21 protein-coding genes are annotated in these 23,578 nt (G+C 50.0%); 9 read left to right on the plus strand and 12 right to left on the minus strand.

The window, feature by feature from the left end; all coding sequences use genetic code 11:
* The first annotated feature begins 6 nt into the window (after window positions 1–6).
* From gph to yfaE, 4 genes are all read left to right on the plus strand, one after another.
* Complete coding sequence (gene gph, locus BZG82_RS07685) at window positions 7–666, plus strand: phosphoglycolate phosphatase (RefSeq protein WP_077641079.1); 660 nt, start codon at window positions 7–9, stop codon at window positions 664–666.
* A gap of 397 nt (window positions 667–1,063) precedes the next feature.
* On the plus strand, window positions 1,064–3,349 hold the full coding sequence (gene nrdA, locus BZG82_RS07690) for a class 1a ribonucleoside-diphosphate reductase subunit alpha (RefSeq protein ID WP_069588856.1): 2,286 nt from the start codon (window positions 1,064–1,066) through the stop codon (window positions 3,347–3,349).
* A 50-nt stretch (window positions 3,350–3,399) separates the two neighbouring features.
* Window positions 3,400–4,533: a class Ia ribonucleoside-diphosphate reductase subunit beta gene (gene nrdB / locus BZG82_RS07695; RefSeq protein WP_077765532.1), complete on the plus strand. Its 1,134-nt coding sequence runs from the start codon at window positions 3,400–3,402 to the stop codon at window positions 4,531–4,533.
* A complete protein-coding gene (gene yfaE / locus BZG82_RS07700; RefSeq protein WP_077480740.1) occupies window positions 4,530–4,817 on the plus strand; it encodes a class I ribonucleotide reductase maintenance protein YfaE in 288 nt (95 codons plus the stop codon). Before nrdB ends, yfaE begins: the two co-directional genes overlap by 4 nt.
* A gap of 50 nt (window positions 4,818–4,867) precedes the next feature.
* Here the strand turns inward: yfaE and BZG82_RS07705 are convergent, their stop codons facing one another.
* On the minus strand, window positions 4,868–6,121 hold the full coding sequence (locus BZG82_RS07705) for a CinA family nicotinamide mononucleotide deamidase-related protein (protein WP_241837354.1): 1,254 nt from the start codon (window positions 6,119–6,121) through the stop codon (window positions 4,868–4,870).
* Between the two features lie 225 nt (window positions 6,122–6,346).
* Between BZG82_RS07705 and tyrP the strand changes: the two genes are divergently transcribed.
* Window positions 6,347–7,519 (plus strand): tyrosine transporter TyrP, encoded by a 1,173-nt coding sequence (gene tyrP, locus BZG82_RS07710; RefSeq protein ID WP_077480742.1) that lies wholly within the window; start codon window positions 6,347–6,349, stop codon window positions 7,517–7,519.
* 86 nt (window positions 7,520–7,605) lie between these two features.
* Here the strand turns inward: tyrP and BZG82_RS07715 are convergent, their stop codons facing one another.
* The 3 genes from BZG82_RS07715 to cysB form a co-directional block, all read right to left on the minus strand.
* Window positions 7,606–8,331, minus strand: a complete 726-nt coding sequence (locus BZG82_RS07715) for a sulfite exporter TauE/SafE family protein (protein WP_077675823.1) — start codon at window positions 8,329–8,331, stop codon at window positions 7,606–7,608.
* Window positions 8,332–8,473: 142 nt separating this feature from the next.
* Entirely contained in the window at window positions 8,474–9,673 is a 1,200-nt protein-coding gene (locus BZG82_RS07720; RefSeq protein ID WP_077678149.1) for a methyltransferase, read from the minus strand.
* Between the two features lie 88 nt (window positions 9,674–9,761).
* On the minus strand, window positions 9,762–10,736 hold the full coding sequence (gene cysB / locus BZG82_RS07725) for an HTH-type transcriptional regulator CysB (protein WP_069588842.1): 975 nt from the start codon (window positions 10,734–10,736) through the stop codon (window positions 9,762–9,764).
* Between the two features lie 387 nt (window positions 10,737–11,123).
* On the opposite strand from cysB, the gene BZG82_RS07730 reads away from it, so the two are divergent.
* Window positions 11,124–11,882 carry a DNA repair protein gene (locus tag BZG82_RS07730; protein WP_077765533.1) on the plus strand — a complete coding sequence of 253 codons (759 nt, stop codon included), beginning with the start codon at window positions 11,124–11,126 and terminating at the stop codon, window positions 11,880–11,882.
* A gap of 78 nt (window positions 11,883–11,960) precedes the next feature.
* Here BZG82_RS07730 and BZG82_RS07735 read toward each other — a convergent pair whose 3' ends face one another.
* Genes BZG82_RS07735 through BZG82_RS07745 form a run of 3 tightly spaced genes read right to left on the minus strand, consistent with a single transcriptional unit; the run spans window position 11,961 to window position 13,584 of the window.
* Window positions 11,961–12,446: a low molecular weight protein-tyrosine-phosphatase gene (locus BZG82_RS07735; RefSeq protein WP_077661711.1), complete on the minus strand. Its 486-nt coding sequence runs from the start codon at window positions 12,444–12,446 to the stop codon at window positions 11,961–11,963.
* A 58-nt stretch (window positions 12,447–12,504) separates the two neighbouring features.
* Window positions 12,505–12,810: a Dabb family protein gene (locus BZG82_RS07740; RefSeq protein WP_077480163.1), complete on the minus strand. Its 306-nt coding sequence runs from the start codon at window positions 12,808–12,810 to the stop codon at window positions 12,505–12,507.
* A 9-nt stretch (window positions 12,811–12,819) separates the two neighbouring features.
* Window positions 12,820–13,584: a dienelactone hydrolase family protein gene (locus tag BZG82_RS07745; protein ID WP_241837355.1), complete on the minus strand. Its 765-nt coding sequence runs from the start codon at window positions 13,582–13,584 to the stop codon at window positions 12,820–12,822.
* An 87-nt stretch (window positions 13,585–13,671) separates the two neighbouring features.
* Here BZG82_RS07745 and cobO point away from each other — a divergent pair, with 87 nt between their 5' ends.
* Window positions 13,672–14,262 carry a cob(I)yrinic acid a,c-diamide adenosyltransferase gene (gene cobO, locus BZG82_RS07750; RefSeq protein WP_077661713.1) on the plus strand — a complete coding sequence of 197 codons (591 nt, stop codon included), beginning with the start codon at window positions 13,672–13,674 and terminating at the stop codon, window positions 14,260–14,262.
* Between the two features lie 64 nt (window positions 14,263–14,326).
* Here the strand turns inward: cobO and BZG82_RS07755 are convergent, their stop codons facing one another.
* From BZG82_RS07755 to apbC, 5 genes are all read right to left on the minus strand, one after another.
* Window positions 14,327–15,385 (minus strand): metal-dependent hydrolase, encoded by a 1,059-nt coding sequence (locus tag BZG82_RS07755; RefSeq protein ID WP_077661714.1) that lies wholly within the window; start codon window positions 15,383–15,385, stop codon window positions 14,327–14,329.
* A gap of 57 nt (window positions 15,386–15,442) precedes the next feature.
* Window positions 15,443–17,587, minus strand: a complete 2,145-nt coding sequence (locus tag BZG82_RS07760; protein ID WP_241837356.1) for an AsmA family protein — start codon at window positions 17,585–17,587, stop codon at window positions 15,443–15,445.
* Window positions 17,588–17,709: 122 nt separating this feature from the next.
* A complete protein-coding gene (gene dcd, locus BZG82_RS07765; RefSeq protein WP_069588830.1) occupies window positions 17,710–18,297 on the minus strand; it encodes a dCTP deaminase in 588 nt (195 codons plus the stop codon).
* Window positions 18,298–18,380: 83 nt separating this feature from the next.
* Complete coding sequence (gene udk / locus BZG82_RS07770) at window positions 18,381–19,025, minus strand: uridine kinase (RefSeq protein WP_069588827.1); 645 nt, start codon at window positions 19,023–19,025, stop codon at window positions 18,381–18,383.
* A 144-nt stretch (window positions 19,026–19,169) separates the two neighbouring features.
* Window positions 19,170–20,273, minus strand: coding sequence for an iron-sulfur cluster carrier protein ApbC (apbC, locus tag BZG82_RS07775; RefSeq protein WP_077661716.1), 1,104 nt, complete (start codon window positions 20,271–20,273; stop codon window positions 19,170–19,172).
* Between the two features lie 157 nt (window positions 20,274–20,430).
* On the opposite strand from apbC, the gene metG reads away from it, so the two are divergent.
* Both metG and BZG82_RS07790 read left to right on the plus strand, forming a co-directional pair.
* Entirely contained in the window at window positions 20,431–22,467 is a 2,037-nt protein-coding gene (metG, locus tag BZG82_RS07780) for a methionine--tRNA ligase (RefSeq protein WP_077765535.1), read from the plus strand.
* Between the two features lie 281 nt (window positions 22,468–22,748).
* The gene (locus BZG82_RS07790; RefSeq protein WP_077640828.1) at window positions 22,749–23,531 is read left to right on the plus strand and encodes a hypothetical protein; all 783 of its coding nucleotides are present in this window, start codon (window positions 22,749–22,751) and stop codon (window positions 23,529–23,531) included.
* The last annotated feature ends 47 nt before the right edge of the window (window positions 23,532–23,578 follow it).

Here is a 23,578-nt window from a genome sequence, read left to right on the forward strand (position 1 = left end):
CATTGTATGACCACTCCCGCAACGGTTTTGTTTGATCTCGATGGCACGCTGCTAGATACCGCGCCGGATATGGGCATGGCGGCGAACCGCGTGCTCGCAGAGTACAACTTACCACCTCTTAGCCAAGAGCAAATCTACCGCCATACCAGTCATGGAGCTCGCGGCTTACTGACCGCTGGGTTTGGTGATAAAGCCAAAGAGCAAGATCCCATCGCCTTGCGGGCCCGTTTTCTGCACCATTACGGCCAAGCGATTTGTTCGGGGACGACTTTGTACGAAGGTATCGAAACGCTCCTCGACCTGTTAGAGCATCAGGCCATTCCGTGGGGCATTGTCACCAATAAACCTGAAGGGCTCACCCATCAGCTGTTAACCTTTTTTCCACGCCTGCAGCAGGCACAGGTTATTGTCGGGGCTGACACTTACGCGCACGCCAAGCCTCACCCATTGCCGCTTCTCGAGGCAGCGAAAACGCTTAATTGTGCACCAGAGCACTGCTTCTATGTCGGAGATATTGAAAATGACATGTTAGCCGCGCGTGCGGCCAATATGGGTGCCGCGGTCGCCGCGTGGGGATACACAGGTGGTGATGATGTAATCAGTAAATGGGAAGCAGATCATATTTTCGCCACCCCACACCATCTCAGTGCCTTTATTGGATCCTAATCACACCCCACAAACCGTGGGGTTTGTTGCCTTTTCAATCAGTTAAATCGGATCACTGTTCGAGCCCAAGATCAATCAAAATAAATTTTTTTTCTTGGCCTTTTTACTGTTTCAACGATTGAAATTCTCGCTAATCTTGGCGCACTTGGAACGCTAGGTTGGTGATTACTAACTTGCGTTATAACATCCCCAAGATATCCACACCTCATCAGCGTGTCGCTCTCTTGCAATATCGCGGTTATATCACTATCTTGTAACGCATCGACAAGCCGACCCCTATATATAGTGTATGAGCGACGCAACGTCCGCATAGAGGCCGACCAAAAAATCATCAGGCATTTTATAAAATCTTGCGAAAATAGCAGTTTGGCAAGGAAATATTGGGAAAGCACACAAAATGAACCAAGAAATAACCGTACTTAAGCGTGATGGACGCAAAGAAAATTTAAACCTCGATAAAATCCATCGCGTTGTTACTTGGGCTGCAGAAGGCCTCACCAACGTCTCCGTTTCTCTCGTCGAGATGCGCTCTCACATCCAGTTTTACGATGGCATGCGTACTGAAGACATTCATGAGACGATCATCAAAGCTGCAGCGGACCTGATTTCAGAAGAAAGCCCAGATTATCAATACCTTGCTGCTCGCCTAGCGGTGTTCCACCTACGTAAAAAAGCGTACGGACAGTTCGAGCCGCCCACGCTCGTGAAGCATGTGAAAAACATGGTTGAGAAGGGTAAATATGATGCCCACATTCTCGAAGACTACAGCGAAGACGAGCTCGACACCCTAGACAGCTATATCGACCACTGGCGCGATATGAACTTCTCATACGCAGCCGTTAAACAGCTGGAAGGCAAGTACTTGGTTCAAAACCGTGTGACCGGTGAAATCTACGAGAGCGCCCAGTTCCTGTATATGATGGTTGCTGCGTGCTTGTTCGCTGCCTATCCAAAAGAAACGCGCCTTGATTATATCCGTCGTTTCTATGATGCGGTTTCTCAGTTCAAGATCTCATTGCCTACGCCAATTATGTCTGGGGTACGCACACCAACGCGCCAGTTTAGCTCGTGTGTACTGATCGAGTGCGACGATAGCCTAGACTCGATCAACGCGACCTCTAGCGCCATTGTTCGCTACGTATCTCAGCGCGCGGGGATTGGTATCAATGCCGGTCGTATCCGCGCGTTAGGCAGCCCAATTCGTGGAGGTGAAGCTTTCCACACGGGTTGTATTCCGTTTTATAAATATTTCCAAACTGCTGTTAAATGCTGTTCGCAAGGCGGTGTGCGCGGTGGTGCAGCCACCTTGTTCTACCCTATTTGGCACCGTGAAGTTGAATCCCTGCTGGTATTGAAAAATAACCGTGGTGTCGAAGAAAACCGTGTGCGTCACATGGATTACGGTGTGCAGATCAACAAACTGATGTACACCCGCCTACTCAAAGGTGGCAACATCTCCTTGTTCTCGCCGTCTGATGTACCAGGACTGTATGATGCTTTCTTCGAAGACCAAGAGAAGTTTGAGCGTCTGTACACCCAGTATGAAGCGGATGCCTCTATTCAGCGTGAAACGGTCAAAGCTGTCGATCTTTTCTCTCTAATGATGCAAGAGCGCGCATCAACCGGTCGTATCTATATCCAAAACGTGGATCACTGTAATACGCACAGCCCGTTCGATGCGTCTGTGGCGCCAATTCGTCAGTCCAACCTGTGTTTGGAAATTGCACTGCCGACCAAGCCACTCAACAATGTTGAAGACGAAAACGGTGAAATTGCGCTGTGTACCCTCTCGGCATTTAACTTGGGTGCGCTGGAATCACTGGACGAGCTTAGCGAGTTGGCCGATCTGACCATCCGTGCGCTGGATGCCCTGCTTGATTACCAAGACTACCCACTACCGGCAGCACGTAAAGCGACCATGAACCGTCGTACCTTGGGTGTCGGTGTGATCAACTTTGCTTACTACCTAGCGAAACATGGTGTACGTTATTCCGATGGCAGTGCAAACGGTCTAACTCACCGTACCTTTGAAGCCATTCAGTATCACTTGCTTCGCGCCTCTGTTGAGCTTGCAAAAGAGAAAGGCGCGTGCCCTGCGTTTAACGAGACCACCTATTCGCAAGGTATTCTGCCAATTGATACCTACAAGAAAGATCTGGATGGTATCTGTGACGAGCCTCTGCACTTAGATTGGGAGACGCTGCGTAAAGACATTCAAACGCATGGCTTACGTAACTCAACATTGACCGCCTTGATGCCATCAGAGACGTCATCACAAATCTCAAATGCCACCAATGGCATTGAGCCACCTCGTGGTTACGTATCGGTAAAAGCATCGAAGGACGGTATCCTCAAGCAGGTCGTGCCGGAATTCCATAAATACAAGAATAACTACGAGCTGCTCTGGAACATTGGTAGTAATGATGGCTACTTACAGTTAGTCGGTATCATGCAAAAATTCGTCGATCAGGCGATTTCCGCCAACACCAATTATGATCCGAGCCGTCATCAAAGTGGTAAAGTTCCAATGAACCAACTACTCAAAGACCTGCTCACCGCTTATAAACTCGGGGTTAAAACCCTGTACTATCACAACACCCGTGATGGTGCGAGCGATGGTCAATCGGATCTGAGTGCTGCGCAAGCAGAAGATGATTGCGCCGGCGGTGCATGTAAGATCTAACAAATTGGGGTAAGGGCCTGCGGGCCCTTTTCTAGAGGTTAATAGGATTCATGACTTACAGTACGTTTTCTAAAGTCAACAACGACCCATTGAAAGAGCCAATGTTCTTTGGCCAATCGGTCAACGTGGCGCGTTACGACCAACAAAAATATGAAATTTTTGAAAAGCTGATCGAAAAACAGCTTTCTTTCTTTTGGCGCCCAGAAGAAGTTGACGTGTCAAGTGACCGCATTGATTACAACAAGTTGCCTGAGCATGAAAAGCATATTTTCATCAGTAACTTGAAGTATCAAACGCTACTCGATTCTATCCAAGGCCGTAGCCCGAATGTCGCCTTGCTGCCTCTGGTGTCAATTCCTGAGCTGGAAACTTGGATTGAGACGTGGAGTTTCTCAGAAACCATCCACTCACGCTCATACACCCACATTATCCGTAATATCGTTGCTGATCCGGCGATTGTATTCGATGATATTGTGATGAATGAGCACATCCAGAAGCGCGCCAACGATATTGCGCAATACTATGACGACCTCATTCAAACCACTAACTACTACCACCAGTTAGGGGAAGGCACCCATACTATTAATGGCAAAACCATCAGCTTAAGCCTGCGTGAGTTAAAACGTAAGCTGTACCTGTGCCTGATGTCAGTGAATGCACTCGAAGCGATTCGTTTCTACGTCAGCTTTGCTTGTTCATTCGCCTTTGCGGAGCGTGAACTGATGGAAGGCAACGCCAAAATCATCAAGTTTATTGCCCGTGATGAGGCGCTTCACCTTACAGGCACCCAGCACATGCTGAATATTCTGCGTAGCGGGCAGGACGATCCAGAAATGGCTGAGATTGCCAAAGAGTGCGAGCAAGAGTGTTTTGATCTCTTCAAAGACGCCGCCGAGCAAGAGAAAGACTGGGCAGAATACCTGTTCCGTGATGGTTCTATGATTGGCTTGAACAAAGACATTCTTTGCCAGTACGTTGAATACATCACCAACTTGCGTATGTCGGCAGTCGGCCTTGCCCCTGCATACGATAACGCCACCCAAAACCCGATTCCGTGGATCAATGCGTGGCTATCTTCCGACAATGTGCAGGTTGCACCGCAAGAAGCCGAAATTAGCTCATACCTCGTGGGTCAAATCGATAACGAAGTGAGCGTTGAAGACTTTGGTGACTTCGAGCTATGACCCGAATCACGATTGAAGTGAACGGTATCAAGGTGGGTGGCAACACCCACCAAAGTTTGCTTGAACAACTTGAGCAAGCCGGTATTCAACCCGAATATCAATGCCGCAATGGCATGTGCGGTGCGTGCCGTTGTCAATTGCAACAAGGTTCGGTCAAACAAGAAGACGCGATGGCATTTGTTCGTCCCGGCGAAATTCTTACTTGCCAAAGTGCGCCACAGACCGATGTGTCAATTGAATTTGAATACCAGCCAGCAGCTAAAGCAAAAGTCGTTAATGAGTAGTGAGCCTACGCCCACTACTCCTCTCACCTTAGCGCCCAACAGGCACCGATTTAAGCAATCGTCTCAGCATCAATAAAAATGTCATCATGACGCGCTAATGATGCGTAATCGGCAATCACCGGCTGCCCATGAAGATAACGCCTTAACATGTCCAGCAATACCGTCGCCATATAACAGCGGGCGTTGTCATGGGAGAAATGGCGTTTAAAGCTTAGTCGCTGTCCCCACTCTCCCTCGGGGGTGGAAATCGCCACGCAAATTTGTCCATGAAGCTCAGGACCACATGCTAAACCAATTTGATGCTGGCCTTGTGCAATGGCCGCGCTGGCCATGGCTAATGAGGCAGCGAGCGGGTTGGCAACGGCTTGTTCGGGCACATGCGCATTTGACATGACCCAGCCTTGCTCGACCAAGTGTGCAGCTTGACCGTTTAACATGCTGGCTAACCATCCGCCCGTAAATTGCTCCACCACCTTTAATACCGCACCTTGACGATTGAGATCGGCGGCCAGCGCTTGCACCATCGCTTGGTTGCAACTGACAACATGATCGCCAAGGCATGATTGCACCGCATCAATGAGCTGCTCTTTATCGGGATGATCGTCAGCCATGAAGAGTTTCACTTCAATAAACGGCAGACTCGAGCGATAACCCAGCGTCACATCGTCAGGCAACGAAACAGATGCCATGGCATCGCTGATCCCCGATTCGGACAAGCCAAATGTGAACAAACGGTAACAAGAACGCGCACTGGGTGCATAGTTGTGGATTAATTCAGGCAGAATCTGCTGCTCTACCATGCAGAAAAATTCTGAAGGCACCCCAGGTGTAAAATAGAAATGACAGCCATTTAACTGGCAATAAAAGCCACAGGCAGTGCCATTAGGGTTGTCAATGAGGCGAGCGCCATCGGGGAGCATGGCTTGTTTTAGGTTGCTTTGCGCCATAGGACGGCCATGACGCTCGTAACGCTGCTTTAATTCATCCAGCCAGGTTTCATTGAGTGTCAGCTCTACGCCCATCGCCGACGCCATCGCTGCCGTGGTTAAATCATCAGTGGTTGGCCCTAACCCACCATTCACAATCACCACATCCTCGGTTTGAGATAGCCGAACAAGCTCAACCGCCATCTCATCAAGCTCATCCCCGACAGTGACCCGCCGAGACATCGCAAATCCATTTTCGTACAGCATGCGGGACAGCCAAGCCGCATTGGTATCTGTGATATCGCCAAGCAAAACTTCTTCACCCGTCGACAGCATCGCGATACGTGGCATGGGTGTTTTATGTTGTTGATTGTCCACCTAGCCGCTCCTTTTGATTAGTATCCTAGAGCATTGATTATGACATCACACGCCATCACGCACTAGCCCAAGCCAATCGTACACTTTATTTTACGGTGTCGTACCTGTATCATTACACTCATCAGTTTTTTAATCTGCATAAGCAGTGCACAATACGCATAAATTCACGTTATCTTTTGTGCGAACACAAAAATTAACTTTTTATTTACACTGGTTAAACATTATATGAACAAGGTACTAGGAAGTTCGCTAATCATTGCAGGTACGACCATTGGCGCAGGCATGCTCGCGTTACCGCTTGCCTCTGCAGGAATCGGGTTTGGCGCATCGATGGCGCTAATGGGTGTGATGTGGGCCTTGATGACCTACACCGCATTGTTGATGCTAGAAGTGCACCAATACGCCGACGCTGACGCCACCCTACACAGTCTCGCAAAACAATTTTTAGGGGATAAAGGCAAATGGCTGGCATCGTTCGCGATGCTGTTTCTTTTCTACTCACTTTGCGCTGCTTACATTGCGGGCGGTGGTAGCCAGTTGAATGAGAAACTTGCACAGTGGTCCTCGATTCAACTCCCACCCGCAGCGGGCGCGGTGCTGTTTACCTTAGTGTTTGGATTGGTGGTAACACTAGGAACCAGCAAGGTAGATTTAATCAATCGTGGGCTATTCACGCTAAAAGTGGTGTTCTTGATCTTGGCTCTAACACTACTCACTCCCCATGTATCGAGCATTAATTTGGTCGAAATGCCGGTGGAGAAAGGCTTGATGGTTGCCGCACTCCCGGTCATCTTCACCTCGTTTGGCTTCCATGGCAGCATCCCTTCGATTGTACGTTATGTGGGGATTGATTTGCCCTCCTTGCGCAAGGTGATGATTATTGGTTCAACCTTACCCCTCGCCTTGTACATTTTTTGGCAGGTCGCGAGCTTGGGGAGCGTGGCGCAGTCAATCTTGCTACAAAATGGTGAGTTGTCACAATTTGTGAAAGTCATTCAGGCAGTGGTACAACAAGACTATATTGCCTCGAGCATTTCGCTGTTCGCAGACTTGGCACTCGCCACCTCATTCTTAGGCGTGAGTTTAGGGTTGTTTGACTTTATTTCAGACAGCTTTAAGCGTCAGGACACAGTCAGTGGTCGACTGCAAACAGCAGCAATCACTTACTTACCACCGCTTGTTTTTGCGCTTTTCTATCCACAAGGCTTTATCACTGCCCTTGGCTATGCTGCCATCGCACTGGTTATTCTTGCGGTCGTATTGCCTGTGCTAATGGTACGTAAGGCTCGCCAGACCGTCTCTACCGACAACCATTATCAGGTCATTGGCGGTAATTTAGGCCTGAGTTTGGCGATGGTCGGCGGTATCGCTGTGGTAGTTGCGCAATTTATGGCGTAACCCTCCCGCTAACCGTACACTATCAAAACGCCCAGCTTTGGCTGGGCGTTGCTTATGGGCAATGACACGCCTATCGCTATGTGCCACTAACCACCTAAAAGTCCTCTGACCAAGGTACTCACCCCAGCTAACGTACACAGCACCAACATAGCGCGCCGAACCAGTACAGGCTTCACCTTCGGCGCGACACGATAGGCTAACCACGTCGCGAGTAAAACCGCGGGCACCGCGAATGCGGCTTGCTGAACATGCCACCAGGTAAGATAGTCCGTCGCGCCCAGCGCAATCAAAGACAAGATACAGCTAATCACAAAGTAGCCGGCCAAGCAGGCACGCATCTTATTCACTTCCGCATGCTGTAATACCAGTGCCATCGGCGGTCCACCGATGCTGGTTGTGGTGCCCATGATCCCCGATGTAAACCCAGCAATAAAGAAGTTGAGGCGATTCGGTGCGATGTTGAGACGTGCAATACTGGCAAACACTGCCAGCAAGACCGCCGTGCCAATGATGATTTCTAGCATTTGCGTGGTGACCACCAACATAATGGCACCTGCTAGCATGGTGCCAGGCACACGCCCCAAGTATGCCCAGCTCAAATCACGAAAGGACAGTTGGTGGCGATACTGCCACGCATTAATACTCGCAAGGGTCAGCCCCACCATTGAAATAGTGGTGGGGACCAATTTCGGGTCAATCATAAGTAGCAGTGGCGCAGCGACAATCGCCATGCCAAAACCAATTAAACTTTGCACAAAACAGCCCAAGCCTAGGATCACGGCCACGGCAAATGACACACTTAAATCTGCCATAGTAAAGCTTCTTTATATTAAGTTATTTGCGCGAAATTTTAGCGGCTAAGCGCACGCGACACTATCACTCATTAACAGATTGATTACTCTGGCGTGTCAATTCTACGTAACACGTAAGCAACGTGCTGGCGAAGCGCCGCTCTTAGCGACGCGTGGCATGAATAAGCAGATTGCGCGGCGTTAAGCTCGGCGCACAAAATTGGACGAGATCGACGTGATAGTTATGTTGCTCAAGATACAGCACCCGATCGAGCGCTAGCCAAAGCTCTAAGGCTCGGCGGAACGCAGACTTCACGACATTGATTTGCTCCAGAATCACAAATCGCGCCTCTCCCCGAGCCAAATACGGCGTAAAGTCGGTATTGCTAGATACGGTTAAGCCTTTTTGCGTCGCTCCCCAATGACAAAACGCCTCAAAGCCATCATTCAGTTGCGACTTTTGAAGCGCCGGCAGCGGTAAATACTGGTCAGACTGAAAAGCGTCACGCTGCCACTCATCAAACCCTAACCGGTACGTGACTTCTTGATAGCGCTGACGACGGACACGCTCACCACCGGTTGCCGCTTCTTGAACCGCAATTTTGAGATCGGTTTTGCTCAGGACCAATCCTGCTTGCTGCCCCGCATTCGACAGAGGTTGATACGTCTTACCCGTAATCAATTGATAACAACACGGTGATACACTAATCGCGTTAAGATCGGCCGCAACCGCTTGGCGCAATAGGTGCACATGCAGATCGCCACAAGCATGCAGCGCCAAGGCATGATCGCAGCGATGAATCACGGATAATGCCGCCTCACTAAAGGCATCTAGATGATGAAATTGTATCGGCAACTGGTGCTGTTCAGCATAGGCTTGGCCTTGTTCACAAAGCGCCTGCTGCCACTCTAAACTGTCCACTCGCGCGGGTGTACTTGCCGCCACAGCACGGCCTAAATATCCTTTTCCTGCACACCACTCTAGATATCGTTGCGTGGATGGTTGTGTGGGGACGGCGCTCAAGTAAGCGCGAATTTGCGCCCACTTCCGCCCGGGGACTCCCACGCCAAGCCGCTCATCCATAGCCACTGCTGCCATCTTAGCCTCTGGGACATCCGTTAAGCGTGGAATCGCGGCCAACGCCGGCCACCACTTCGCCAATTGCTCTGCCACTTGGTTTGGCGCCGCCTTCCATTGCGCGGCCTGTGAAATGTCGAGCGTTGAAAGCCATTCACACAGTTCAGGACACGATGACCAAGGCAGACGCGCATGTGCCATCGGCATGGGCCGCCATAACCACTGATACTCCACCAGCAATTCGGTCAGTTGCTTAAATTGAACAAGATATAACGAGTTAGGCATCGGGCTGGCACCTTGATTGCTCGACAAATAGCGGCGTCACTGGGATCAAAAAGGGCTGCCGAAGCAGCCCTAATGGCAATCTATTATTTTATCGAATTGGTAGTGGAATGTCCTTAAACATTGCCTCGATTTCGTCGTTAGAGCGCAGTGCGACGGCTTGGTCAACAACGTTGCGCGTTAAATGAGGTGCGAAACGTTCGATAAAGTCGTACATATAGCTTCGTAAGAAGGTTCCTTTACGAAAGCCAATCTTGGTGGTGCTGGCACCAAAGATATGGCTCGCATCAATCGCTACCAAATCGGTATCTGTATGACTGTCCATCGCCATACTGGCAATCACCCCGACTCCGAGCCCCAATTTCACGTAAGTTTTTATCACATCGGCATCGGTCGCGGTGAAGACAATTTTGGGGGTGAGATGAGCGCGATGAAAGGCTTCATCGAGCTCTGAGCGACCAGTAAAGCCAAACACATAGGTCACCAGTGAATAAGCCGCTAAATCTTCGATGGTGATCTGCTTTTTCTGCGCCAGTGGGTGATCTGGGGTAACGATGATTGAGCGATTCCAGTGGTAACAAGGTAGCATCACCAGATCTTCATAGAGGTGAAAGGCTTCCGTTGCAATCGCAAAGTCCGACGTCCCTTTAGCGACCGAGTCTGAGATTTGCGTGGGTGTGCCTTGGTGCATATGCAACGACACTTTCGGGAAACGTGCAGTGAAGGTTTTGATCACCTCAGGCAGTGCATAGCGCGCTTGGGTGTGCGTGGTTGAAATATTTAGGTTCCCCATCTCTGGGTGGGTATGCTCGCTTGCCACCGCCTTAATGCTTTCAACCCGTGAGAGAATATCTTGCGAAATCGAGACAATCGCCTCACCTGCCGGTGTCACTTTGGTTAAGTGCTTACCGCTCCGCTCAAAAATCTGCACGCCCAGCTCATCTTCTAATAACCTGACTTGTTTACTGATCCCAGGCTGAGAGGTATATAAACTCTCTGCCGTTGCAGACACATTCAAGTTATGATTGACGACTTCAACGATGTATCTAAGCTGTTGTAGTTTCATAGTGCAGACGCATGAGCCTCGTAATAAAAGTGACCGCCTTGGGATTTCTCTTCTTCATTTATATACCCAAATTCGATTATTTAATAGGCTTTGGTTATATAAACGTTAGTGATTGCACATTCACTAATCGATCCTGTGCCTATGGTGTGAGAATGATGGAATATTCCTGCGAGGAAAACCCAGAATCAAGCAATTAGAGTCGCGAATTCCACCAACATGGGCCACACTCAAACAAACTGACGCGAGATCGAACGTAAGTGAGGTTGAAACTCAGGTTAGAGACGGATCACTGAACCGTGTTAACACCTGTATTCATGCTATCTCTGACCTTAGAGATCGTGTATCTTAATCAGTTGAGTTTATTACAAGGAACATCGACGCTGAATTATGAATATTGCCTTGATAGCTGGCCTTTGTGWCATATTGCTCGGCCTGATTGTCGGCTACAACATTTTGGCTCAACAGCGCAAACAGATTGAATCGCATAAGCGTCAAGAAATGGCCAAACACATTGCGGTAATCGACGCCACCGAAGAGCTAATTGGTAACGCTCACAACCTGCCTTATAGCGGGACTTTGTTAGTTTGCTTGAACAAGAAGATCCTTGATTCACTTAAAGCAATGCATGAAATCGATAACTCAGATAAATCTATTCCGCAGCGTATCAGCGCCACGCAAGCGCAAATTGACCAAATTAAACAGAGTTTCTCGAACAAAGAATCGACATCATTTCGTGTCCCAGATAGCGACCGCCAAGCCATTTCTATGCTGAAACTGGTAAAGCGCCTTCGCTCGGTGATTAAGGCAGAGCACTCAAAAGGCCGTTTACAAACCCAAGCCTTTGTGGCTGAAAATGCGCGCCTTGAGCAGATGCAGCTCAAAATCAATATTGAGAACGTGGTGAAGCGCGCTAACGAAGCGAAGCGCAAAGGCCAGTTAGGAACGGCACAACAATTGTTGAAGAAAGCGATCGATGTATTGGGCACCAAAAACGACAATTACTCAGCGCAAATGAAAGAACGCCTTCAGCAAATGCACACTGAAGTGACACAAACACTCAATACCGGTCACGAAAAGAGCAAGTCCGATCAAGAGCAAGAGAAAAGCGAACTCGACGAACTCTTCGCACCAAAGAAAAAATGGTGATGGGCTCAAAGCGAATAATAGACTCAAAAAAGGCGCTTATCGCGCCTTTTTTATTGGCTTAACGCCGACATCTCCGGCTTAAGCGCTAAATCGCATTTTGATATGGTCAAGCACCCCATCCGCCGCTTCTTCCAGCAAATCCAACACTTTTTCAAACCCCTGCGCGCCACCGTAGTAGGGATCGGGGATTTCCTGTTCTTCTCCCTCACTCCAACTTAAAAACAAAGAGAGCTTGGATTGATGCGCATCCGGACACATCATTTGTAAGTCGGATAAGTTGCTCTGATCCGCCGCCAATATCATATCGTGTTTTGCAAAATCATCGGGCTGGATCTGTCGAGCACGAATACCTGCGAAGGAATACCCTCTCGCTTCCCCCGCTTTTTGACTACGTGGGTCGGGCGGATTACCTTGATGGTATCCCGCCGTCCCTGCCGAGTCGATACGAACCGCCAGTCCTCTTGTCTCAGCACGTGCTCTCAGCACGGCTTCAGCTGTCGGCGAGCGACAGATATTGCCTAAACATACCACCAATACACTGGGTGTCGTTGTCGCTTCCTTCATTCACTATTACTCCGTTTGCCTGCGAGCTCACAGTGTATCAGGCCGTCCATTTGCGCGACTAGCTTAGTGCCACCGTATAATCAATCACAATTAAATCCTCAATCACGGGACGAAACACGTCTTTTAACGCTTCGTGTGCAGGATGGGGTAAGTAGGTTTGTCGCGCCGCCTCATCACGAAAGGTCATTAAAATCACATGGCTATAACCTTGGTTTTTCCCCTCTGGGCTATTGTTTTCGCCCCACTCTACCGACTCCACCCCTTCAATGGTTGAGGGCATCGCCTCGAACGCATCACGGACAGCTTGAATCTGTGCATCGCGCGCATTGGGCACAAACCGTACTACCAGTACATGACGTATCATTTTAAATCCTTATTGGTTTGCCAAATCGACGCTCAGTTGTTCGGAAAGGAACTGGGTGAATGCTTGCCAAGACTGCTTGTCGGCTTGTTCGCGATAACGCTCCGAGCCAAAGACAGTAAAGGCATGGGGCGCCCCAGCATATACTTGCGACCAGTAATCAAGGTTGGCGGCTTCAAGTTCGTTAATCAGCTGCGCAAATTCACTCATGGGAACGGCTTTATCCGCACCACCGTGAGCAATAAAAAGTGGCGCAATATCTTGTGAATATGCCTGTCCACTTGGGGTTTCCAAACCACCGTGAAAACTGGCATAACCACTGACTGGCATCTGCTGCGGATTGCGTGCAAGTTCGAGTGTCACTGTTCCGCCAAAGCAATATCCTGCCACCACGGGCGCCTCAATTCCTTGCGACTGTGCCGCTGCCATGCCCGCTTGAATTAAGGTTTGCATCCGTGCTCTATCTTTATAAAGCGCGCCTGTCGCTGCTCGCTTCGCCTCTAGTGTTTGAGGCCGATTTCCTTTACCGAACATATCGAGCGCAAAAACACGATACCCCATTTCCGCCAACATGTCTGCTCGTTGCTGTTCATACTCGGTTAGGCCGTCCCAGTCATGGATAATCACCACACTGCCTTTTTCAATCGAGCTAGGGGTCGCTAAATACCCGGAAAACATCTCATTGCCCAATTGATACTCTATCTTCTCTCCCGCCAATACCGGAAGTGAGAATAGACATGTTACTGCCGCTAGACATCGCATTGTTTGTTTCATCATTTCATCCTTGATTGGCCTAGGTATGGGTGGTGTTCAGTGCATGGTCTCTTTACTATAGACACAGGTTCATCGTTTATTGGAAATCAAATGTCTGAACAGGGTCATAAAAAACGCCAACAAAAACTCAAAGAAATGGTTGATGCCCGCGTAGAAGCGGCTCAGCAAGAAAAAGGATTACTACTGATAATGACGGGGAATGGAAAAGGCAAATCAACCTCTGCCTTCGGTACAGTAGCACGAGCAACGGGCCACGGGCTCAAATGCGGGGTGGCGCAGTTTATAAAGGGAACGTGGGCATGTGGCGAGCGCGATCTGCTATCGCAGCATGGCGTTGACTTTCACGTGATGGGCACCGGATTTACATGGGACACCCAAGATAAAACCGCCGATACGGAAGCCGCGCAGCAAATCTGGCAACACTGCCAAGCCATGCTGGCTGATCCAAACTACGACTTGGTCGTCCTTGACGAGATCACCTATATGATCACCTATGGTTATATTGAACTAGAAAGCGTGGTCGCCGCATTGCAGGCAAGGCCCGCCGACCAATCAGTGATTATCACAGGCCGAGGTGCCCACCGCCAGTTGGTAGATATGGCCGATACGGTCTCAGAAGTCCGTAACGTGAAGCATGCGTTTGATGCTGGGATCAAAGCGCGCCAAGGTATCGACTGGTAGTACTGGTTTTAACCATAAAAAAATGGGCGAATACGCCCATTTTTAGTGATGCTGATGTTCAACCTCAGGAGGCTGAACGGACCTTTGCCTGTTGTTCCTCATTCGGATAGCAATCTTTTTGATTACACAACAACGCATCAATCGACTGGTCGCCGAGTAAGCGCCGCCAGAGGGCAGGGATAGTGCGTGGCAAGACCGGCCCTGGCTCTAGCTGACGCGGGGGAACAGGGCGCCATTCTCCTTGGTCACTTTGCTCGGCAAGCAAAAACTGGAACGGCCGATAGTTCGCCATACCTAATCGCAAGTCTGTGACAACTTGCTGCCCCCCACGATTTTCATAGCGTAAAAAGTCTCGTGCAAAAAAGCGCAAGGCAGTCAATGATTCTGACTCCGCCAGTGGCCATCCTTGCTGCTCAAACGCCATCCAATCGATATCTGGTGTTTTATCCAATCGCGAGGCAAGCCCTTCCCAATAGGTCTGCTCCCCTCTTACCACAATACGCCAAAGCACCGTATTAAAGGGCGTAGGAGTAATAAACATGGGCTTTCCCGCCAGCTCGGTACCTTGGGTTTGTTGTGCCACGCGCGCTTTTATTTGCTCAAGCTGATACACAGAGCTCAATAAATAAAGACTCGAGGCGATCAGTCCAATCACGCAGAGCCTTGCTGCGTTGGCTCTCCAAACTAGCGCCGCAAGCACACCGATCAGCAATGGCAGCGTATACAAGGGGTCGATGATAAAGATACTGGCGACCGCAACAGGCGGCTTATCCAGCGGCCAAAAAAGTTGCGTGCCATACGCCGTCATAGAATCAAGCAATGGATGGGTAACCAACACACTGATCACCAGCACCATCAGCTGCCATAAAGGCCATGTTTTATTACTCAAGCGCCACCAGAGTGCCGCTATCGCGACACCCAAGGGTGGTAACACAAACAGTGAATGGCTAAAGCCACGGTGGTTGACGGTATTCGCTACCGGATCGCCGTAATCAATCACGACGTCGAGATCCGGTAAGGTTCCTAACAGTGCCCCCGCCAAGAGCACCTTAGGGCTACAGCGTCGGCCTGCGACCATACCCGCGACAGCCGCGCCCAAGGCAGCTTGTGTTACAGAATCCATATCCGATATCTGTCCTTTTCCTGTTTGTATTAGATAGCTTGGTGCCGCATAAAGCGATCATTGAAACAGGTTGAGTAACTTGTCAGCCGCCTCTTTCACTTTCTCGTCATCCGCTTTATCCCCGAGCAATTTTTTAATGCCGCGTTGCGCTTCTTTGCGCGCTTTCTCTTCCAGCACTTTATTGCTACTCAATAGCTTTTTAATGTCGAGTTTGTAACTTGGCGCCTGCCATGTTCCCGCAACATCGACCGGAATGGTCACATCCCGCAACTCATCGATGTCTTTGCCGCCTTGGCCTTTGCTGGTCTCGACCACAGAGGTATACACCGCAAAATCGAGCGTCTCTTTCAATAAATCTGTTTGCCCTTCACTGCGTACACGCAGCGCAGGCGCTTCCAGCAATAAATCGTTGGTCCGCGCCATCCCATTTCCAAGCACAAAGCTCGCGGTCAGCGCACTGAAGTCTGTTTTACGGACTTCGTCAACATATTCTGACTTCTTACCTTTGAGCGTTGCCTTGGCTTCACGCAGCATCTGGGCCAGATTGATCCCATTGATTGCACCGTCTTCAAAGAAGATCGCAACACGGCCATTGATGGCTTTACGCAATGCATAAGGAGATAGCCCCTTACCTTGTACATTGACGTCAACGTTTCCTTTACCTGCTAATAGATCAACTTCGGCAGCGTCTTGAAGTAGCGGCAGCACCTCGATACCACGCGCCCGCTTGCTGACCTCGTACCGTGCCGGCGAGACCGACGCATCCAATACCGCACTTGCCGATACCGTGCCTTGATAGGCCTCTGTCACAAAGCGCGATAAGGTGACTTTACCCCGGTTAATGGCCACTTCGGCTTCAGTTTGACCGAGTTCGACATTAGCGACTTTGAGTCCTTGAAGTGCAAGGGTTCCCGCTACATCCAATTGTTGTAGCGCGGATAGATCAGGCTCTTCTCGACTCAATGCTGGCGTGGTTTGCTCTTGTGGGGCAGCCGATGATGAAGACGCCGAAGCGGCATTGCCTTTATCTTGTTGCGGCGCCTCTGTCGTCGTGGGCAGCAATGCATCCACATCAATGCGGTTAGTGTTCAGCGCAAAACGAACTTGGGGAATAGCAGTGAGCTTGACGGCTACTTGGCCATCCACGATCACTTGGTCGGTGTTTAAACGGCCGACAAGATCCGTCACCGTGACCGCATTCGCGTCCATATCATAATCAATATCCGCTGCCAGCTGCTGCGTGATTGACTGATTGGGCACCGCCTCACCCGAGACCTTAGTCAACATATCCAGCCCTTGAATCGCAAACTGCCTCAAAGACGACGCAACCGTGACTTGCGCTTTACCCGACGTTTCCACGTCCATATCTGCGGTCTTTAACTTGGCGTTAAACCCAAGCGCTGAAGCTTCACCCAGCGCAAAACTTTCTAAGGTAAGATTCGCTTCGCTCAGTGTCACATCTCCCGACTGCGCAGATAACGTCATCGCAAACTGACGTAACTGACTTTGCATGGGATCCGTCATCAGTTTCACATCACCTTGGCCTTGTAGGGAAAAGGTATCTGCATTTTGGCTTCCCACCAGCGAAACGCTTACCGGCGTCCACACCGCCGGTGCCAAATTGCCAATCTCTACATTCACCTCATCAAGGCGTGTCTGTGTACTCGCTTGATCATCTTTGAGCACCACACTGGCATTACTGATACGCAACCCTTGTAGCCTTATATCCCAGCCAGCAGCCGGTGTTTCGGCTGGTGATGCTGAGTTGCTCGGTGTCACAGGTGTGCTTTCCGTGGTGGTTTCAGACTCGGCTTGCTGTGGGGTAAGGTTAGTTTCACCATTGGCAAGCGTTTGGACAAAAATACGCGGGTCTTGCAGTAAAATTTCACCCACATGGAGCTGCTGAGACAGTAAAGGCAACACATCAATAGACATTTGCGCGCGAGACAGCGCGAGCAAGTTTGGCTCATCAAACCCAGGGCGGTTTTTCACCGCAACATCCGCCACTGAGAAGCCCAAGCTCGGCCAAAACTGCCAATCGATATCACCATCAATGACCAAATCAAAGCCAGTTTGCTGCTTTACTTGTTCAACCAACATCGGCTTAAATTGATTCGGGTTAATGGTGGCGACAACGGCGGCCAGACCGCCGATAAGGATGACCAGTAACCCAGCCACTATCGCCGCAATTTTCTTTACCATCACTGTATGCTCCTTGTTCGCGTGGCGAAAATAACGCGTTATATTTGATAGCGTTATCGACCACAGTTCGACAATCTGGTTCCATTTCATCAAAAAATGCGCCCTTAGGCGCATTTTGATAGTTAAGCCTTATCTTGGCTAATTCGCGAGGCGACCGCCCCTTGTTGGTTCTTATATTTGGCGTTATCACGCTTATTATAGGGTTGCTCTGCCGGACCTGACATAGGCTCAAAACTAAGCGCGCCAATGGGCATGCCTGGGCGCAGCGCAAGCGGCAAGCGGCCATTATTATAAAACTCTAACACAATGCGGCCCGACCAACCCGGATCGATACGATGCGCGGTCACATGCACCATCAGTCCCAAACGCGCCAATGATGAACGGCCATCAAGCCAGCCAACAATATCATCGGGTAGAGTCACGGATTCATGAGTGACGGCCAGAGCCAGCTGCCCGGGGTGCAAATAAAATGCCTCCCCTTCAGCAACCTCGATTTCATCGCTCATCACCTTTTCGAGTTGCGCATTGACCTCTTCTTTTGGGCCAGACAAATCGATGTATGGGGCGCCATGATCATTAAAGACACGAAATTGGTTACCTAGGGTCACATCAGCCGTGACACCTGAAATCGATGCATCAGCCGGACGCGGATCAATTTTGATGCGGCCATCATCGAGGTGCTCTTTGATATGCCTGTCGCACAGTCGCATCGGGGTTCCTCACTGTAGATGGTTTTAGAACACGGCACCACGTAAGGTCGCATGTGCCGCTATTCGCTAGATTATCGGTTGGTTTACGCCTTTAGCAAACGGGCAATATGCGCTTTTAGCACATCAATGGCAATCCGGTTTTTACCCCCGCGAGGCACAATGATGTCTGCATATTGTTTTGACGGCTCAATAAACTGCATAAACATAGGGCGGACCGTCTTTTGATATTGCTCCATGACAGAATCCATGGTGCGGCCACGCTCGGCAACATCACGTTTCATGCGGCGTAGCAAACAGATATCAAGTGGGGTGTCCATAAAGACGCTAGCGTGGATCAAATTGCGAAGACGAGGATCGGTGAGCAGCAGAATACCTTCGAGGATAATGACTTTTTTCGGGGTCATCGTCGTGGTTTCCGCCATTCGGGTGTGCTCAGAATAACTATATACCGGCACATCAACCGACTGACCGGCGACCAATGCTTCCAAATGCTCACACAACAGATCGTGATCCAGTGCCTGTGGGTGGTCATAATTCGTTTTTACGCGCTCTTCCATGCTGAGGTGGCTTTGATCGCGGTAGTATCTATCTTCCGTGATCACGCCGATTTGATGATCGCCGACTTTTTCCTTTAATTCCTTATAAATGGTGCTGGCGATAAGGCTTTTACCGGATGCAGAGGCGCCTGCGATGCCGATAATAACGCAGTGGTGGTTGTTATCACTCATAATATGAATACCCAGAGGAAACTTGGCGGAATCAACATAAACCGCCTGATTATAGGGAGTTGAACCGGCTGGCGCCAGCGAAAATCTTGCTTGATCGCCACATCAGCCGGCATTCGCGTCTCAACAGCGGTCCGTGCTCAACCTCTAGGACAAGGTTTGTATAGCTATCTGTTCAGGGCGCGTTTCACCTTGCCAATATAGTTTACTCGCCACGGTGCTCGCCATATCACGATACGCATTGGTGTGCTCGCTCTCAGGACGTGCTACCACACTTGGCTTTCCGCTATCAATATCTTCACGAATGGATACATGCAATGGCACCTGCGCCAAAACTGGCGTGCCTTGCTGCTTCGCCATTTTTTCCGCGCCACCCGTACCAAAAATTGCCTCATGATGCCCACAGTTCGAACAAATGTGATAGCTCATGTTCTCCACCACCCCTAATACAGGGACCGAGACTTTTTCAAACATCGCTACGCCTTTTATCGCATCGGCGAGTGCGAGGTCTTGCGGCGTCGTCACGACCACCGCGCCGTTTACCGGAAACTGTTGTGCCAAACTTAATTGGATGTCCCCCGTCCCCGGTGGCATATCTACCACCAAATAATCCACGTCAGGCCAGCGGGTTTCATTGATTAATTGAGCGAACGCTTTCGACGCCATCGGACCACGCCAGACTGTCGCGTTGTCGGCCGGTACAAGATAGCCAATCGAATTCGAGACAATGCCATAGCGCGACACAGGCTCCATCAGTTTGCCATCGTGGGTTTGCGGTTCGCTATGCTGTGCACCGAGCATGAGAGGCACCGACGGTCCGTAGATATCTGCATCCAACAGCCCCACACTTGCCCCTTCTGCGTGCAAGGCGAGCGCTAAGTTCACTGCTGTGGTGGACTTACCAACGCCCCCTTTTGCCGAACTGACCACAATCAGATTTTTCACCCCTTTTACCGGCGCTTTGTCACCGGCTTTCAGCGGAGCGACGCGCTGGGTCAATGAAAACTGACTTGCGTTTTCCGGTACCTGCACGGCGAGCCAGTCAGAGAGCGCTTGAATGATTGACCCCGCGGCAAAAGGAAACACCACCTCAATACTGTTTTCATGACCGCTGACCCAATGCGGCTGGCTGGCCCATTGGTCGATCAACCCCGGATGAGAGAATTGATTGAGTAATGTCACCGCTGCGTCTTGGCTCATCACTGATGCCGCTTTTTTCGTTGATTTGTTCTTTTTGCCGCCAAAAAACATGCTTCACCGTCCAATTTATTCATTATTTGGGTCCGCGTCCCTAACCAATTATGCGTAAACGCCTTATGACACGGCCTTGCTCTAGGCAAGGCATATCGTATCAGGTAAGATTTCCGCAATCATTCCATTCATATCATAAGAGCGAACAAACAAGATTATGGCTGCAAACCCACGTAAAATTTTGGTGACCTGTGCGCTGCCTTATGCGAACGGCTCAATCCATTTGGGCCACATGCTCGAGCATATTCAGGCAGATGTATGGGTCCGCTATCAGCGCCTGCGCGGCAATACCACTCACTTTATTTGTGCCGACGATGCTCACGGCACGCCTATTATGTTGAAAGCGCAGCAAATGGGCGTGGAGCCCGAAGCCATGATCGCCGATGTGCAAAAAGAGCATAAAGCCGACTTTGATGGCTTTAACATCAGCTTTGATAACTATCACAGCACGCACAGCGAAGAAAACCGCGAGTTGGCGTCATTCATTTACACCCAATTGCGCGATAAAGGCTATATCACCAGCCGTACGATTTCACAGCTGTTCGATCCTGAAAAAGAAATGTTCTTACCAGATCGTTTCGTCAAAGGTGAGTGCCCGAAATGTCACGCCGACGACCAATACGGTGATAACTGTGACAACTGTGGCGAAACCTATGCACCGACGGAGCTCATTAATCCTCGCTCGGCGGTCAGCGGTGCCACCCCTGTGATGCGCGACTCTGAGCACTTTTTCTTTGATTTGCCGCAGTTTGAGCAAATGCTGAATACCTGGACTAAATCAGGTGCGCTGCAAAGCGAAATTGCCAACAAAATGAACGAGTGGTTCGAAACCGGTCTGCAACAGTGGGATATCTCGCGTGATGCGCCTTATTTTGGTTTTGAGATCCCAGACCAGCCCGGTAAGTTCTTCTACGTTTGGCTCGACGCCCCGATTGGTTACATGGGCTCGTTCAAAAACTATTGCAACAAGCACAACGACATCGACTTTGACGAGTACTGGAAAGAAAACAGCGAGGCAGAGCTTTATCACTTTATCGGTAAAGACATCGTGTATTTCCACAGCTTGTTCTGGCCGGCGATGCTGGACGGCGCTGGATTCCGTAAGCCAAACAACGTCTTTGTGCATGGCTATGTAACAGTAAACGGCGCGAAAATGTCCAAATCGAAAGGGACATTTATCAAAGCCAGCACTTATCTAAAACATCTCGACCCTGAGTGTTTGCGTTACTATTACGCCGCGAAGCTAAACAGCCGTATTGATGACCTTGACCTGAGCTTGGATGATTTTATCCAACGCGTAAACTCAGACATCGTCAATAAAGTGGTCAACCTTGCTTCGCGCAACGCAGGCTTTATTAGCAAGCGTTTCGATGGCCAATTAGCCGATACCTGTGCTGAGCCTGAGCTTTATCAGTCATTTGTTGACAAAGCCGAGCACATTGGTGAGCTCTACGAAGCACGCGAATACAATCGCGCTATTCGCGAGATCATCGCATTGGCAGACAAAGCAAACCAGTATGTCGACGAGAAAGCCCCTTGGGTGGTTGCCAAAGAAGAAGGCAAAGACGCCGAGCTTCAAGCCATTTGCTCTGTCGGCATTAACCTATTCCGCGTGCTCATGACGTATTTGAAACCTGTGATGCCTCAGCTTGCAGAGCGTGCCGAAGGATTCTTGAATGACACCCTGACTTGGGAAAGCATTGCTCAGCCACTGACAGGCCACGCTATTAACAAGTTCAAAGCGCTGTTTAGCCGTATCGATCCGAAAGCAGTGGATGCCATGATTGCCGACAGCAAAGAAGATGTCGCGGCGGAAGAGGCAGAAAAAGCGAAAGCGCAAGGTCCTTTAGCGGATGATCCTATCGCTGAGGAAATTGAGTTTGGCGATTTTGCAAAAGTCGATCTGCGTGTGGCTAAAATTTTGGAATGTGAATCCGTGCCTAAAGCGGACAAGCTGCTCAAGTTTAAGCTCGATATTGGTGGTGAAACTCGCCAAGTGTTCTCTGGGATTAAATCGGCTTACAAGCCTGAGGATTTAGTCGGTAAACACACGGTAATGGTCGCAAACTTGAAACCACGCAAGATGAAATTTGGCATGTCAGAAGGCATGATCCTCGCCGCAGGACCGGGTGGCAAAGAGTTGTGGATCCTTGAACCACACGAAGGCGCCCAAGCCGGCATGCGTGTGATGTAAGCCAAGACTCACTGGCACCGCGCCACCTTGCGGTGCTGAGATGAGCGTAAAAGAGAGCCTTGATGGCTCTCTTTTTTATGCGCGCTTTTTATCAGGTATCAGTGAAACATTCGCCAATGCGTCAAAACAGTGCATCACTTCACCAGCACAGTGCGAAAACGGCGCAGTTTTCTTTCATTGTCGGCTGCCTAGCCCCTTGCTCAGGGCGTGATAAATCTCTCATTTTAGGCACGATTCCTGCTGGATAGGTCATATCAGCGACTGAAACGCAGGGAGCGACTATGGAATGGCTATTAATGGTAGGAACATTAGCATTGAGCATCGCGGTGGTGGTAGCGGTACAGCTTTTCCGTCAGCGCCCAGATTTGCATTTACACCAACTGCATGAACTACGTGTGCTGTTACAGCATGCTCAGCACTTAGCCACCCAACCCAGTATTAGCTCAGACGACTACCAAGTACTGTTAAGCCAAACACGTCACCTTCACCAACTGGCTCCTCAAGCGCAAAAGCCGATGTATCGACTCTTTTTTCACCACCTTCATGCCTTACCGTCTTACGACAACGACACCCAAACCCGTATGAAAAATCGGGCCCTGCAGCATATCGTCTACTTGGTGGATGAAGCAGTCCCGCCAGCATTGATTGCGCAACGCGACGACACCCGTTTGGAGAGCTATCAGCAAATCTGGTATGCGATTTTAGAACTACTGCAAGCAAGGCAGCGTTACAGCCATGCGGCATACCAAGAGCAACAATCCGCGCGCAACGCCCAGCAATCTCTCACCTTGCACCAGCAAATACTCGCGAAGCGCTTACGTCAACTACACGCCTTGTCATTGGCCGACGACATCCAAAAAGAAATCACCGAGGTGTTAAACCAGCTCGCACAGTCAGAACAACTGCCCTTTGAGCATAAAGTTGCGCTATCGCAGCGCGTAAACCGAATTATGCTTCACGTGCTCGACAGCTTTATCGCACGTGTACTGACGCGCTATCCCTGCCAACACGATGATGCACTTAGCCCCATCGCGCCGTTTCCTCAATCAGGTTCGGGGCAATGACCTGCCTCAACAGCGTGTCTTCACCCGAATAAAAAAGGGCCGGCAAT

The sequence above is a fragment of the Salinivibrio sp. PR5 genome, assembly GCF_001996085.1.
Taxonomy (GTDB): Bacteria; Pseudomonadota; Gammaproteobacteria; order Enterobacterales; family Vibrionaceae; genus Salinivibrio; species Salinivibrio proteolyticus.

Bases quoted from the DNA above. Each gene is read 5' to 3' on its own strand.
- gph (WP_077641079.1), top strand. From the start codon at position 7: ATGACCACTCCCGCAACGGTTTTGTTTGATCTCGATGGCACGCTGCTA.
- nrdA (WP_069588856.1), top strand. From the start codon at position 1,064: ATGAACCAAGAAATAACCGTACTTAAGCGTGATGGACGCAAAGAAAAT.
- nrdB (WP_077765532.1), top strand. From the start codon at position 3,400: ATGACTTACAGTACGTTTTCTAAAGTCAACAACGACCCATTGAAAGAG.
- yfaE (WP_077480740.1), top strand. From the start codon at position 4,530: ATGACCCGAATCACGATTGAAGTGAACGGTATCAAGGTGGGTGGCAAC.
- tyrP (WP_077480742.1), top strand. From the start codon at position 6,347: ATGAACAAGGTACTAGGAAGTTCGCTAATCATTGCAGGTACGACCATT.
- BZG82_RS07715 (WP_077675823.1), bottom strand. From the start codon at position 8,331: ATGGCAGATTTAAGTGTGTCATTTGCCGTGGCCGTGATCCTAGGCTTG.
- BZG82_RS07720 (WP_077678149.1), bottom strand. From the start codon at position 9,673: ATGCCTAACTCGTTATATCTTGTTCAATTTAAGCAACTGACCGAATTG.
- cysB (WP_069588842.1), bottom strand. From the start codon at position 10,736: ATGAAACTACAACAGCTTAGATACATCGTTGAAGTCGTCAATCATAAC.
- BZG82_RS07735 (WP_077661711.1), bottom strand. From the start codon at position 12,446: ATGAAGGAAGCGACAACGACACCCAGTGTATTGGTGGTATGTTTAGGC.
- BZG82_RS07740 (WP_077480163.1), bottom strand. From the start codon at position 12,810: ATGATACGTCATGTACTGGTAGTACGGTTTGTGCCCAATGCGCGCGAT.
- BZG82_RS07745 (WP_241837355.1), bottom strand. From the start codon at position 13,584: ATGATGAAACAAACAATGCGATGTCTAGCGGCAGTAACATGTCTATTC.
- cobO (WP_077661713.1), top strand. From the start codon at position 13,672: ATGTCTGAACAGGGTCATAAAAAACGCCAACAAAAACTCAAAGAAATG.
- BZG82_RS07755 (WP_077661714.1), bottom strand. From the start codon at position 15,385: ATGGATTCTGTAACACAAGCTGCCTTGGGCGCGGCTGTCGCGGGTATG.
- BZG82_RS07760 (WP_241837356.1), bottom strand. From the start codon at position 17,587: ATGGTAAAGAAAATTGCGGCGATAGTGGCTGGGTTACTGGTCATCCTT.
- dcd (WP_069588830.1), bottom strand. From the start codon at position 18,297: ATGCGACTGTGCGACAGGCATATCAAAGAGCACCTCGATGATGGCCGC.
- udk (WP_069588827.1), bottom strand. From the start codon at position 19,025: ATGAGTGATAACAACCACCACTGCGTTATTATCGGCATCGCAGGCGCC.
- apbC (WP_077661716.1), bottom strand. From the start codon at position 20,273: ATGTTTTTTGGCGGCAAAAAGAACAAATCAACGAAAAAAGCGGCATCA.
- metG (WP_077765535.1), top strand. From the start codon at position 20,431: ATGGCTGCAAACCCACGTAAAATTTTGGTGACCTGTGCGCTGCCTTAT.
- BZG82_RS07790 (WP_077640828.1), top strand. From the start codon at position 22,749: ATGGAATGGCTATTAATGGTAGGAACATTAGCATTGAGCATCGCGGTG.